Origin of the sequence: Campylobacter sp. VBCF_06 NA8, assembly GCF_027737825.1 — a bacterium.
Taxonomy (GTDB): domain Bacteria; phylum Campylobacterota; class Campylobacteria; order Campylobacterales; family Campylobacteraceae; genus Campylobacter_B.
Genome location: NZ_JAOVUB010000004.1, coordinates 1 through 13,279, shown reverse-complemented (window position 1 = coordinate 13,279; position 13,279 = coordinate 1). Strand labels below are relative to the sequence as shown.

13 protein-coding genes and 1 rRNA gene are annotated in these 13,279 nt (G+C 39.7%); 8 read left to right on the top strand and 6 right to left on the bottom strand.

Features of this window, described 5'->3' with window-relative positions:
• The first annotated feature begins 2 nt into the window (after positions 1 to 2).
• The 5 genes from OFO10_RS06235 (at position 3) to OFO10_RS06215 (ending at position 3,477) form a co-directional block, all read left to right on the top strand.
• Entirely contained in the window at positions 3 to 212 is a 210-nt protein-coding gene (locus tag OFO10_RS06235; RefSeq protein WP_270866522.1) for a tautomerase family protein, read from the top strand.
• A gap of 34 nt (positions 213 to 246) precedes the next feature.
• Entirely contained in the window at positions 247 to 714 is a 468-nt protein-coding gene (gene bcp, locus OFO10_RS06230; protein WP_270866603.1) for a thioredoxin-dependent thiol peroxidase, read from the top strand.
• Between the two features lie 108 nt (positions 715 to 822).
• Positions 823 to 1,587, top strand: a complete 765-nt coding sequence (locus tag OFO10_RS06225; protein WP_270866521.1) for a polysaccharide deacetylase family protein — start codon at positions 823 to 825, stop codon at positions 1,585 to 1,587.
• A gap of 215 nt (positions 1,588 to 1,802) precedes the next feature.
• Entirely contained in the window at positions 1,803 to 2,525 is a 723-nt protein-coding gene (locus OFO10_RS06220) for a hypothetical protein (RefSeq protein ID WP_270866520.1), read from the top strand.
• 82 nt (positions 2,526 to 2,607) lie between these two features.
• Entirely contained in the window at positions 2,608 to 3,477 is an 870-nt protein-coding gene (locus OFO10_RS06215) for a hypothetical protein (RefSeq protein ID WP_270866519.1), read from the top strand.
• Between the two features lie 637 nt (positions 3,478 to 4,114).
• Here the strand turns inward: OFO10_RS06215 and OFO10_RS06210 are convergent.
• The 3 genes from OFO10_RS06210 to OFO10_RS06200 form a co-directional block, all read right to left on the bottom strand.
• A complete protein-coding gene (locus OFO10_RS06210; RefSeq protein ID WP_270866518.1) occupies positions 4,115 to 5,452 on the bottom strand; it encodes an acetyl-CoA carboxylase biotin carboxylase subunit in 1,338 nt (445 codons plus the stop codon).
• A complete protein-coding gene (gene accB / locus OFO10_RS06205) occupies positions 5,449 to 5,910 on the bottom strand; it encodes an acetyl-CoA carboxylase biotin carboxyl carrier protein (protein WP_270859945.1) in 462 nt (153 codons plus the stop codon). Before accB ends, OFO10_RS06210 begins: the two co-directional genes overlap by 4 nt.
• Positions 5,911 to 6,057: 147 nt before the next feature.
• Positions 6,058 to 7,107, bottom strand: a complete 1,050-nt coding sequence (locus tag OFO10_RS06200; RefSeq protein WP_270862513.1) for a type II asparaginase — start codon at positions 7,105 to 7,107, stop codon at positions 6,058 to 6,060.
• Between the two features lie 131 nt (positions 7,108 to 7,238).
• On the opposite strand from OFO10_RS06200, the gene dcd reads away from it, so the two are divergent.
• Genes dcd through OFO10_RS06185 form a run of 3 tightly spaced genes read left to right on the top strand, consistent with a single transcriptional unit; the run spans position 7,239 to position 11,243 of the window.
• Positions 7,239 to 7,799 (top strand): dCTP deaminase, encoded by a 561-nt coding sequence (gene dcd / locus OFO10_RS06195; RefSeq protein ID WP_270866517.1) that lies wholly within the window; start codon positions 7,239 to 7,241, stop codon positions 7,797 to 7,799.
• 9 nt (positions 7,800 to 7,808) lie between these two features.
• Positions 7,809 to 10,037 (top strand): type I DNA topoisomerase, encoded by a 2,229-nt coding sequence (gene topA, locus OFO10_RS06190; protein WP_270866516.1) that lies wholly within the window; start codon positions 7,809 to 7,811, stop codon positions 10,035 to 10,037.
• Between the two features lie 54 nt (positions 10,038 to 10,091).
• A complete protein-coding gene (locus tag OFO10_RS06185; RefSeq protein ID WP_270866515.1) occupies positions 10,092 to 11,243 on the top strand; it encodes a cation:proton antiporter in 1,152 nt (383 codons plus the stop codon).
• A gap of 72 nt (positions 11,244 to 11,315) precedes the next feature.
• Here the strand turns inward: OFO10_RS06185 and OFO10_RS06180 are convergent, their stop codons facing one another.
• The 3 genes from OFO10_RS06180 to rrf all read right to left on the bottom strand — a co-directional run bounded on the left by OFO10_RS06180 (position 11,316) and on the right by rrf (position 13,087).
• Positions 11,316 to 11,993: a hypothetical protein gene (locus OFO10_RS06180; RefSeq protein ID WP_270866514.1), complete on the bottom strand. Its 678-nt coding sequence runs from the start codon at positions 11,991 to 11,993 to the stop codon at positions 11,316 to 11,318.
• 203 nt (positions 11,994 to 12,196) lie between these two features.
• Complete coding sequence (locus OFO10_RS06175) at positions 12,197 to 12,739, bottom strand: tetratricopeptide repeat protein (RefSeq protein WP_270866513.1); 543 nt, start codon at positions 12,737 to 12,739, stop codon at positions 12,197 to 12,199.
• Positions 12,740 to 12,968: 229 nt separating this feature from the next.
• Positions 12,969 to 13,087, bottom strand: a 5S ribosomal RNA gene (rrf, locus tag OFO10_RS06170).
• Positions 13,088 to 13,279 lie beyond the last annotated feature (192 nt).

Sequence of the window (13,279 nt, the reverse complement as noted above, 5' to 3'; positions counted from 1 at the left end):
AAATGCCAATCATCAATATCCACCTAACCAAACCAGCCCCAAGCAAGGAGTTGCAAGACAAAATCGCTGGTGAAATCACCAAAACAATGGTCGAAAACCTAGGCAAGGTGCCAAGTCGCGTGGTCGTCAAATTTGAATACGACGAGGCTGAGAATTTCTATTTCGGTGGCGAAAGCGTCGCAGATATACGAAAAAAGGCGCAAAATGGCTGAGACTACATTTAGCGCAGAGGATTTAGCGCGCAAAATCACGCTTGCTAAGGGCGATATGGCGCCAAATTTCGCCCTAGAAAACGCCGATGGAGTGCAAATTCGCCTAAGCGATTTTATCGGCAAAAGGGTCGTTTTGTATTTTTATCCTAAGGATAATACGCCCGGTTGCACCACTGAGGCGTGCGAATTTAGCGAGCTTTGGGATAAATTTATCGCCGAGGACGCCCTAATTATAGGCATTAGCCCAGATAGCACCAAATCACACGCAGGTTTCATCGCCAAGCAAAGCCTGCGCCATATCTTGCTAAGCGACCACGAACGCGAAGTCGCCAAGGCTTACGGCGTGCTTCAAGTGCGCAAAAACTACGGGCGCGAGTATCTAGGGATCGTGCGCTCGACATTTCTAATCGGCAAAGACGGCAAAATCGAAAAAGTCTATAAATCTGTCAAAGCCAAAGACCACGCCGCAAAGGTGCTTGGCGACATTTTGGCGCAAAAATAAACAAAATTTAAGCGCAAATTTGGGGTAAAATTTCGAAATTTAGCGAATTTCAAAATTTGCCCCTTTTTAAATTTAGCCAAAATTTAGCCAAATTTACAGGGGAAATCAATGAAAAAATTTTTAATTTTTATCTGCGCTTTGGGGGTTTTGTGTGGCGCGCAGGGCGAAAATTTGACCAAAGAGCAAATTTTGCAAAAATACTCTGACGCAAAGCCTAGCCTTTGGGGCGAGGAATTGCAGGGCGTGATTAAAAATTTCAAAACCGATAAAAAACAAATCGCCCTCACGCTCGATCTGTGCGGAAGTAAAACGGACGATTTGGACGAGCGAATCGTGGGATTTTTAGAAAAACACAGCCTGAAAGCGACATTTTTTGTAAATTTGCGCTGGATAGAGAAATTCCCGCAAAAATTCGAGCGTTTGCGCCAAAATCCAAATTTCGAAATCGAAAATCATGGCACCGCACACTCCCCAGCCTCGCTAAATGGGGCTAGCATTTACGGCATAAAGGGCACGGCAAATGCTGGCGAACTATATGATGAAATCGCGCGAAACGCGGAATTAATCGCAAGGCTTACTGGCGCGCGCCCGAAATTTTACCGCTCAGGCACGGCGTATTACGACGAGCTTGCCGTGGCGCAGATTTATGATATGGGATACACGCCCGTGGGATTTAGCGTGCTAGGCGACGCTGGGGCTACAATGAGCGCGGAAGGGGCGCGCACCGCTGTGTCTAGTGCGCGCGGTGGCGACATCATCATCGCTCACGCAAACCACCCCGAAAAGCCAAGTGGCGCAGGCGTGGTGGGGGGCCTTAAAATTTTGGTTAAAGATGGCTTTGAGTTCGTGCGATTAGACGAGGTTTTGGAGTAAATTTCGCCCGTTTTGTCATCGGCAAAATTTGCGAAATATTTTGTGGCGATTCAGAGAAATTCCCTAGCCCTTGATTTGTCATTGCGAGCAAGCTTGCTTGCGTGGCAATCTACGAGCTTGAAATTCAAAAGTAAGTTTAAATTTGTGAATTTAATAAATTCGGTATCGGCAATACTGACCGAATTTGAATTTGCCAAAAAATATAAAGGAATTATATGGATATTTTAATTGTTAATTTAATTGTGGCATTTGCTTGTGCGTTGTGTATAAGATATATCGCAAATTCGCAAATAAACAAATTTGCAAAAGTATTTTTTATCATCTTATTTTTGCTTTTTATTTTCTTTGGATTTTTTGTGTTTGTGTTTTTCTTAACTCTATTTTTATTATTTATCATAGATAAATATGAATTTGGAATTCAAAGAAAAGCAAAAAGAGCAGGAGATATAGAAAAATCCGAAAAGAAAATATACTTACTCAAAAAAACGCAATTTATAACTACTTTAATAGTTTTGTTTTTCACTTATGGATTTGTATTTGACGGGTTTAAAATGCTTAAATTTAGATACGAGTGCAACATTAAAAAGGATTTTAAGATTGAAATCGTAAGTGATGATTATGAGATAAAAGAGAGCGATTATCATAGATGGGGAAACGCATTGCCTTTTAATTATGATAGCAATATAAGCATTGAAAGAATATATGGTAAATTAGATGGTTCAGGTGGATTATATCATAGACAAAATGTATTTTACAATAATAATTTAATTGCAAAAATATATGAATATTTTATACCGTATAACTCTTTTATAACAAAAATGTTATCTGTCGAGACAGAACAAACTGGCGAATTATGTGGTTATAGCAACGATGAAATTTTAAAAATTTTAGAAAAAAATTTAATAAACAAAAATTTTAATGAAAAGGATAAAAGATGAGTAATCAATTCTCAACTTGCAAAATTTGTAAATTTAAAAAATTCGGTATCACAGATAACCAATACAACCTGAAAGGAAAATTATGGGAATAATTATAACTTTTGTATTTGCCGCTTATGTAGTAGTAAGCGTTATAATATGCGTTATTGTGGGTGCAGTTTCAAAAAGCAATAAAGCAGTGGCTATATCTGTTGCCTTATGTGTTTTGGTGCCGTTTTACGATGTCGTTCCTACTAGGATTATCGCAAATAAATATTGCCAAATAGAGCCTAAATCAAAGATTGATAAAATTGTAGAATATCCAAAAAGTGTATATGTCAAAATCAATAGTAGCGATAAAGATGAAATACTCTATAATGGTCAATTATGCGGGGAATTCGATGAAGCTATGTTGGACGGAATTCATGTTGAAAAAATGGCTGTTAATTGTTACGGCGAAATAATACAAAAAGAATTTGATACAAATTCATCAGATTATAAACAATATATAAATTTAATTTCGCAATATCAAAATTTACACGCCGATAAATCAGCTCAATTCGATTTTTATAGGAAAAATAAAAAGGCTATTGAAGAAGCTAAATTCAAAATAACAAAACGCAATGAAGTGGAAAAAGATAGAGATATTATCAAAAATTACAACTATTCTATAATAATAAATAAAAGTGAAAAAATCTCTGATAGTTTATTTGAAAATGCTTTTTATCATATCGTAAATGTATCTATTGTAGAAAATAAAACAGAAAAAGAAATAGCTTTTTGGAAAATGTATATTAGAAATAATGAAGCGACTTTTATTTTCCCTGAAATATTAATGCCACATTTTGCCGATGATTACCAATTTACGAATAAAGTATGTGGCAAAATACAAGAGATAGAAAAAGTCTTCGATATGAAAAAATGGAGTTTTGATTTTTCAAATTTATTTGACTATCGTATCTATCTCAGATAAAAATACAAAAATTTTTAATAAAGGAGAAATCTAATGAATACATTAGAGCAAAACATTACGGAATTTGGGCTGTTAGCCGAAATGGCTTATTTAAAGCAAAATAAAATTTTTAAAAAGTGAAATGGGTGCGTTTTGTGAATTTGAAACAAAAATACAGAATTTGTAGAAATATCAGATATATATTATTTTTCCCATTAATTTTAGTATTTGGTTATTTGGCGGGAGCATTAGTATCTATGATATTGTTATTGATTAGTGATAGTGTTGCAATAAGAATTACTATTAATCTAATTATAGCCTTGTTCGTTTGTATTTATCTTGTTAAATATTTTTATGCTAGATATAAACAATTCAAATACAGCAATTTATTTATAAAAAATCCAAAATTAAGTGTGATAGTTTTTTGCATTGAAAATTTATCATTGATAATTTTGTATGTTGGTTTTTTGTATTTTGTTGCAACAAAGTATTTATATGGCAATAGCGAATACATAAATACCCTTATAGGATTATTTAGTTTTTTGGTTGCACCGATTTGCGTGTTTGTTTTTATAATAACTTACATGTTTAATGAAAGGAAATAAAAATAAATAATTTAACTAAATTTAGCCCAAATTCATGGGCTAAATTTAGAATTTTAGTGTTTTGACAGATAGTTTGTATCGTAGTCGTTGTTGATAAAATCAGGGTTGTTCATCATTGCGATGTGGAAATCGCGGGTCGATTTGATACCGCCGATGACGAGCTGGGATAATGCGATTTTCATCTTAGAAATCGCGCGAAGTCTGTCTTTGTCATGCACGATGAGCTTGCCAATCATACTATCATAAAACGCCGGCACGCTGTATCCCTCATACACATGGCTATCCATACGCACATTGCGTCCGCCAGGTGCTATGTAGCGAGTGATTTTGCCCGGATTTGGCATGAAGCTTTTCGGATCTTCGGCTGTGATTCTGCACTCAATCGCATGTCCGCTAAATTTAATCTCGTCTTGGCTAGGGAGCTTGTGTCCCTCGGCTACCCTTATCATTTGCTCGATCAGATCAAGTCCTGAGCGCATTTCGCTGACCGTATGCTCGACCTGCAAGCGCGTATTCATTTCGATGAAATAAAAATTCTTATCCTTGCTGTCGTATAAAAACTCAAATGTTCCTGCGCTGACATAACCAATCGCCTTAGTCGCGCGAACGGCTGTTTCTAGGAGCTTGGCGCGGGTTTCTTCGTCGAGTATCACCGCCGGGCTCTCTTCGATTAGCTTTTGGTGGCGGCGTTGCATAGAGCAGTCGCGCTCGCCCACATGTAGGACATTTCCGTGCTCGTCGCCGATGACTTGAACCTCGATATGGCGCGGATTTGTGATGTATTTTTCCATATACATTGTCCCGTCGCCAAACGCGCTCATAGCCTCGCTCTCAGCCGACCAAAAAAGCTTTTCTAAATCCTCTTCTCTCTCGACCACTCTCATACCGCGTCCGCCACCACCAGCGGCTGCTTTGATGATGACAGGATAGCCGATTTCCTTGGCTAGTTTGCGTGCAGCCTCGACATCGGCAATCGCGCCATCTGATCCTGGCACTACTGGGATTCCAGCTCTCATCATTACTTGCTTAGCCTTGCTTTTATCACTCATTAGCGTCATAGCTTCGACACTTGGGCCGATAAATTTAATACCGTGTTTAGCGCAAATTTCGACGAAATTTTGATTTTCGCTCAAAAATCCATAACCAGGGAAAATCGCATCAGCCTCTGTCAGCTCGCATGCTGTGATGATTGCGGGGATATTTAGGTAGCTATCAGTCGAGCGCGGCCCACCTATGCAGATCGCAGCATCAGCGTATTTGACATAAAGTGCGTCTTGATCGGCTGTTGAATGCACGACAATAGCCTTTTTGCCCATTTCCTGAATAGTGCGAAGTGCGCGAAGTGCTATCTCACCGCGATTTGCGATAAGAATTTTATTTAGCTCTTTCATAGCTTTTCAACCTCAAATAGCGACATAGCGTATTCTACTGGCTGTCCGTCCTCTACTAGCGATTTGATGATACGACAATCAAACTCAGCCTCGACCTCGTTCATAATCTTCATCGCTTCGATAATGCCGATAGTATCGCCTTTATGCACGACTTGACCAGCGCTTACAAATGGGTTTGCGCCCGGACTTGCAGCCTTGTAAAAAGTGCCAACCATAGGGCTATCAATAGTATCCATGCTAGCCTTGCTAGCTGCGTGAGAATCGCCTACGACGACATTTACAGCTGGCACAGCAGCTGGGGCGTGCGGTGCAGGTGTGGCACATGCTGCGCCGGTTTCGATATCTGCGCCGAATTTTTTAATTTCGATTTCAAAATCGTCGTTTTTAATTTTAATCTTGCTCAGAGATGATTTTTCGTCGAAGAAAGTCATCAATTCCTTAATATCTTCTTGTTTCATTTATTTCTCCTAAAAATAGAAATTCCAAAGGCGCATTTTACCTAAATTTAGTTAATTCTTACATTAAATTTAAATTTGGCGAAATTTTGTGAAATTTGAAATTGAGTAAAATTTAAAAAAGGGCGCAAAATCTGCGCCCAAGAGTTATTAATGAGTAGCGTAAATTTCAGCAATTTTCGCTTTGTCTAGACCTTTTGAAAGGGCAAGTTGTAGTAAAACCCTAGCTTTGGCAGCGTTTAGGTTGTCGCTTGTTAAAAAGCCGTATTTTGCGTCATCAACCTCTGCGCCAACGCTTGTTGAGCCAGAACCTGTGCGAGAAGCGCGAACTACGACAACGCCATTTTCGCTAGCTTTTGCAAGCGCAGCTTCGACGGTTGGGAAAGGATTTCCATTACCCATACCAGCTAGCACGATACCTTTGGCGCCGTTTGCAACAGCAGTTTCAACGAAATCAGCGACATCTTGTGCGTGAGCGAACAAAATATCAACGCGAGGAAGCTCTTTTACATCTTTGATGTTAAACACGCTATCGACTGTGTGTTTGCGAAGTGGATTCATATAGAAATTTACGATTCCGTAATTTACGGTGCCGATTTTGCCAGCGTTTGGTGAAGCAAATGTATCCACAGCAGTTGTGTTTGTTTTAGTTACTTCGCGTGCAGCGTGAATTTCATCGTTCATTACGACCATTACGCCTTTTTCGCGAGCGCTTGGGTTGATTGCGACATTTACGCCGTTAAAGATATTTAGCGGGCCATCTGCGCTTAATGAAGTGCCAGATCTCATCGCACCAACCATTACGATAGGTTTTTTAGTTTTTACAACCAAATTTAGAAAATACGCTGTCTCTTCCATAGTGTCAGTTCCGTGAGTGATGACTACGCCATCGACATCGTTTTTCGTAAGTAGCTCATTTACGCGGTTTGCTAGTTTTAGCCAAACTTCATCGTTCATCTCTTGTGAGCCGATTTGTGAAATTTGCTCACCTTTGACATTTGCAATGTCGTTGATTTGAGGAACAGCAGCTAGCAATTCATCGACAGTTTTTGTGCCTGATGTGTAATCACCGCTAACAGCGCTATCACCTCCACCAGCGATTGTGCCACCTGTGGCCAAAATGTAGATATTTGGTTTAGCCGCAACTAATGATGAAGCGATAAAAAGCGCAGCGAACGCAAATTTGCCTAAGATTTTCATCTTATCTCCTTAAAATTTGATAAATTTATGCAATTAATTGCAAAATTAAATTTGAATTATAGCACCAAATTTGTAAATCGTGGAATTTTATTGCTATAATGCGCGAAAAATTTTTCAGTTTAAGGATAAATATGGGACTAAAAAGTGATAAATGGATTAGAGAAATGTCGCAAAAGCACGCTATGATAGTGCCATTTGCCGAGGAGCAAGTGGGGCGTGGCGTGGTGAGCTATGGCGTATCAAGCTACGGATATGATATCAGAGTGGGAAATGAGTTTAAAATTTTCACAAATATCGGTGGCACGGTCGTCGATCCTAAGAATTTCGACGAAAAAAATGTCGTGGATTTCGTAGGCGATATCTGTATCGTCCCGCCAAATTCTTTCGCACTGGCTCGCACAATCGAGTATTTTAATATGCCCTCTGATGTGCTTGCAATCTGTCTAGGCAAAAGCACTTACGCAAGGTGCGGAATCATCGTAAATGTAACGCCTTTTGAGCCGGGATTTAAGGGGCATATCACAATCGAAATCTCAAACACAACCCCGCTTCCAGCCAAAATTTACGCAAACGAGGGAATCGCGCAGGTGCTGTTTTTACAAGGCGATGAGCCGTGCGAAGTAACATACGCCGACAAAAAGGGCAAATACCAAGCCCAAGAGGGCATTACGCTACCAAGAATTTTAAAATAAGAGAGAAATATGAAAAATTTAGTCATAGTTGAATCACCAGCCAAAGCCAAAACGATAAAAAAATTTTTAGGCGAAGATTACGAAGTAATCGCTAGCAAAGGTCATATCCGCGACCTTCCGCAGAAAAAATTTGGCATTAAAATCGACGGCAACAAATTTAGCCCCGAATACGAAACCAGCGCGGACCACGAAGCAATCGTGTCGCAGATAAAAAATTTAGCCAAAAAAGCAGGTCAAATTTACCTAGCAACCGACGAGGATAGAGAGGGAGAGGCGATAGCATACCATATCGCAGAATCAATCGGCAAAGCCCCAACCAGCCTGCCTCGCATTGTATTTCACGAAATCACAAAAAGCGCGATTGATAACGCCATAAACTCACCACGCACGCTCGATATGAATAGCGTAAATGCCCAACAAGCGCGTCGCTTGCTAGATCGCATAGTAGGATACAAGCTAAGTCCGCTACTAAACACCAAAATCCAAAGAGGGCTAAGCGCGGGGCGCGTCCAAAGCGCGGCTTTAAAAATCATTGTCGATAAAGAGCGCGAAATAAGGGCGTTTGTGCCGGTAGAATACCACAGCATAGACGCTGTTTTTAAGAAAAAGTTAGAAGCCGAATTTGTCAAATTTAACGGCGAAAAAATGGAAAAACTATCCATAAAAACAAAAGCCCAGGCCGATAAAATTCTAAAAATTTTAAAAAGCGAAGAATTTAGCGTTAGCGCGATTGAGAGTAAATCTCGCAAAACAGCCCCAAGCGCGCCGTTTATGACAAGCACGCTTCAACAAGCAGCCTCAACTAGCCTTGGCTTTAATCCGCGCAAGACTATGAGCCTAGCCCAGAGCCTGTATGAGGGCGTGAATACGAATTTTGGCGGTGCGATTACATATATGAGAACAGATAGTCTAAATTTAGCCAAAGAGGCCGTCGCTGCCGCACGCGATATGATCGAAAAAACCTATGGTGCGCAGTATCTGCCAAAATCGCCAAACATTTACACCACCAAATCCAAAGGCGCACAAGAAGCCCACGAGGCGATTCGCCCTACAAACATAGCCTTTACGCCACAAATGGCAAAGGCCACGCTCCCACGCGACGAAGCTAGGCTTTATACACTGATTTATAATCGTTTCATCGCATGCCAAATGAGTGCTTCTACCTCAGATATCCAAACAATCACGATTTGCGGAGAGAGAGCTGAATTTCGCATAAGCGGGCGCAAGGTTACATTTGACGGATTTTACAAGGTTTATGGCGATTTGGATAAGGATAAAATTTTGCCTGAGCTTAAAAAAGGCGATAAAATGGAGCTTGAAAGCCTAGGAAGCGAACAACATTTCACAGAAGCGCCAGCTAGGTATTCAGAAGCTAGTTTGATTAAAAAGCTAGAAAGCCTAGGCATTGGCAGACCAAGCACTTATGCGCCAACTATCACGCTTCTAACATCGAAAAAATATGTCGAAATCGACAAAAAACAGCTAATCCCAGCCGAGGTCGCCTTTAAAATCACCGAGGTTTTGGAGGGGCATTTTAAAAATATCGTTGATAGCAACTTCACCGCCAAAATGGAAGAAAAACTCGACGAAATCGCCGAAAATAAGGCTGATTGGCAAGAAATTTTGGCGAATTTTTACTACCCATTTATGGACGAAATCGCCAAAGGCAAGAGCGAAATCGCTAGCCAAAAAATCTCCGAACCAATCGGCGAGAAATGCCCACAATGTGGCAAAGAGTTAGTCAAGCGCGCTGGGCGTTTTGGCGAGTTTATCGCGTGCGAGGGGTATCCGAAATGCAAATACTCTCGCAATCTAGGCGAGAGCGCAGATGAGGCAAGCAAATCTGAGCCTGAAAAAATCGGCGAGAAATGCCCACAATGTGGCAAAGAGTTAGTCAAGCGCGCTGGGCGTTTTGGCGAGTTTATCGCGTGCGAGGGCTATCCGAAATGCAAATACTCTCGCCAAATCGAAGGCGCTGCCAAAGCCCCAGCCAAAAAGGCCACCAGCACCGGCGTAATCTGCCCAAAATGCGCCAAAGGCGATGTGGTCGAGAGATTTTCGCGCAGGGGGAAATTTTATGGTTGCTCGAACTATCCAAAGTGCGATTTTGTGAGCAACTACGCCGTGCTTTCGCGCAAATGCCCTGAGTGCAAAAACACCTACATGGTGCGAAAAGAGCTGAAAAAAGGCAATTTCGCCGAGTGTCCGAAATGTAAATTTAAAGAGGAAATCGAATAAACAAATTTAGCCATTGCCAAATTTGGCGTGGCTAAATTTCGAAATTTAACCAAAATGAGCGAAATTTTAATTTTAATCACACTAGGATTTTTTATATTTACCTCGCCGTATCTAGCCAAAGTGCTAAAAATCCCAGTCTCGCCCACAGAGATAATCCTAGGCATAATCGCTGGAAATTTGGGCCTGCTTTATGCCAATCCTACCTTTGATTTCGCCTCTAAAATCGGGTTTTATTACCTTATGTTTTTGGCTGGTGCGGAGGTGGATTTTCGCTTTTTGTTTAAAATTTCACGCCAAATTTTAAAAAAATCGCTTCTGTTTTTGACCCTGCTTTATATCTTGGGCGCGATTTTGGTAGCGATTTTTGATTTGCCAAATTTAATCATCATCGCCGTGCCACTTATGAGCGTGGGACTGCTCTCGACGCTGTATAAGGACTACGGCAAGGACGAAGAGTGGCTCAATCTAGCCATGCTAGTAGGCGTGCTTGGCGAGATAGTGAGCATCGTAGCCCTTAGCGTGGTGGGGATTTACCTAAAAGATGGCTTTGGAGCAAGCATGCTGCTTAAAATCGGCTCGCTTGTGGGATTTATCGGCGCAATCGCGCTAGTGTTTAAGTCCCTAGAAATGGTGTTTTGGTGGTATCCAAGCCTAAAAACCATAATCATGCCACATTATGACAAAAACGAAAAAGACATACGATTTGCTATGGCGATTTTTTGCCTAATTTGCGCGAGCGCGTCGTGGCTAGATATCGAAATCTTTATCGCGGCCTTCATCGCGGGGGCGTTTTTGCCGACATTTTTCTCGCACAAAGAGGGTCTCGTGCCAAAGCTATCGTCATTTGGCTTTGGTTTTATCGTGCCGATATTTTTCATACACACAGGCGCGGCGGTCGAGCTGGACGCACTGCTAATGCCCGGGGTTTTGAAATTTTGCCTGCTGCTAGCTGGGATAATGATTTTTACGAGAATTTTGTGCGCTGGGGTGTTTTGGGAGATACTGCACGCGCGAGCAGGCGCGCTTTTTGCGCTTAGCCTCTCAATGCCACTGACACTTTTGATCGCGACTGCGACGCTGTTTTTCGAGGCAAATTTCATAAGCAAAGAGATTTATTACGCAATGATTGTCGCCTCGCTGATAGAAGCTCTCGTGGCGATGATACTGATAAATTTTATTTTTAATTATAAAAAAGAAGTTAATTGAAAAATTGCGCAGTATCGTTGAGGCCAAAATTTTAAAAATGCAATTTAACAAACTATTATCAGATAAGTTCGACTAAAATTTTCCAGAAAGAGACTTATATCTCCTTTTTATTAAAATTGTTAAAGTTATTTGTAAAATCAAAAGAGCCAAAGCTCCACCGCCCCATTTTTTATAAGTGTTTCTGTAATAATCGGAAGTTATATAATCGTAATACTCCATACGACCATCGTATTTATACTTAAAAAAATATTTATCATTATCTGCATATTGAATTTGTTCTATTAATCTCATATCTGGTTCTTGTGTAGGAAACCAAATTTTTATATTTTTCCCAACTAATCGTAAATAATCATCGTATGTGTGGTATATACCATTGCCATAAAATACAATATGAGTTGTATTATTTGTATCTAAAAATTCAATTCTTCTATGGTCTTCTTTTCCGACTACTTTATTATTGACTTTTATGATTTGCCCCGTTAGCATTTGCATTTCTTCTAATTTGTGTGGTGGTTTTTTCATATAAGAAGCACTTAAAAATCCAAGCCCGTGAAATGCAAAGAAAAAAAGCACAAAAGCAAGTATAATATTCATACTACTAAAACTTTGAAGTTCAGTTTTACTATATTCTTTACTAAGAATTTTATCTATAAATTTCACAAATTTATTTTCTGATTTAGAAAAGATAAATTTATATAAAAAATCTATCGGTTTGTCAAAAATAAGTTTGTCAATAATTCTTAAAATCATACTTCCCTTTCAAATAATATTTTTGTAAATTAAAACTATGTCAGCACAGCAAGGCGGGCATCCTTGCCCACCGAATTTATTTAAATTCACAAATTTAAACTTACTTTTGAATTTTAAAATTTAGGCAACGAGTAAATTTAAATTTATAAATTCGCTTACGGCTCCTAGATAAATTTCATTTTTCATTACAAAATATAAACTTATCACCATTTTTTTAGTTTTTTATACTCATCGCAGGCGGGTGCATAGCCAAGGTCGCAAGATTTGCCAAAATAATATTTGGCTCTGGTTTTATTGCGATCTGCATAGACCCCAGCGATAAAGCACGCGATTTCATGCCACAAATCGCAGGCTTTTTGGGCAAATTCTTTGGCTTTTGCCTCATCGCGCTCCACGCCTTTGCCATAATAATACGCCTCGCTTAGCCTCGCGCAAGCCAAAGCTTTGCCGTGCTCGTTGCACCAAATTTCATTGAGGCCCAAATTTCCAAAATGATAAGAGACATTTTTATCACCGACCCTATCCACCCACGATCGTATCGCCTCATGGCATTTGTTTAAATTTTCGCCACCAAGATTATCTTTTAGGCAAATCATAGAAAACGCCATATTTACCAGCTCGCAAACCTGCGCGCCACTAGCATTGCAATCTGAGTTTTGGGCGCTCAGATTTTCGGCATATGGAGCGTTTTTGGCATTTACAAACACGGCAAAAATCATAAAAAAACATAAAAACAATCTTTTCATTTTTTGCTTTCAATTCTAAAATTTGATTTTCATCAAAACTAGCATTATACCACAATGACGAGCTAGAAACTTGACAACAAGCGCCAAAAAACTCGAAGCAATCCAGCAAAATTTAAGGCAAAATTCCGCTTAAATTTTAAAATTCTGCAAAATACTGCCCTATAATTGATTTAAAATTTGATTGACATAAAATTTTAATTGATTTAAAAAAGCATAAAGAATAAAACAAAGTCCGCAACGACCTACTTTCCCGACATCCGAGTAACGGAGAGTATCATCAGCCATGATGAGCTTAGCTTCTTGGTTCGGTATGGAGCAAGGCGTTTCCTCATCTGTATAGTCACGGACAGTGTTAAAAAAGGAAACTTTGTAAGTTTGCTTTTTTAACACTGCAAAAAGTCATCAAGTTTAATAAATCTTTTACCATATTGTTAAAGGATTTCTAATACCTTTAACAAGGAAGTAATGCTTAAAAAGATAAGCAAACGAGCTATTAGTACCGGTCAGCTAAATGACTTTCATCACTTACACATCCGGCCT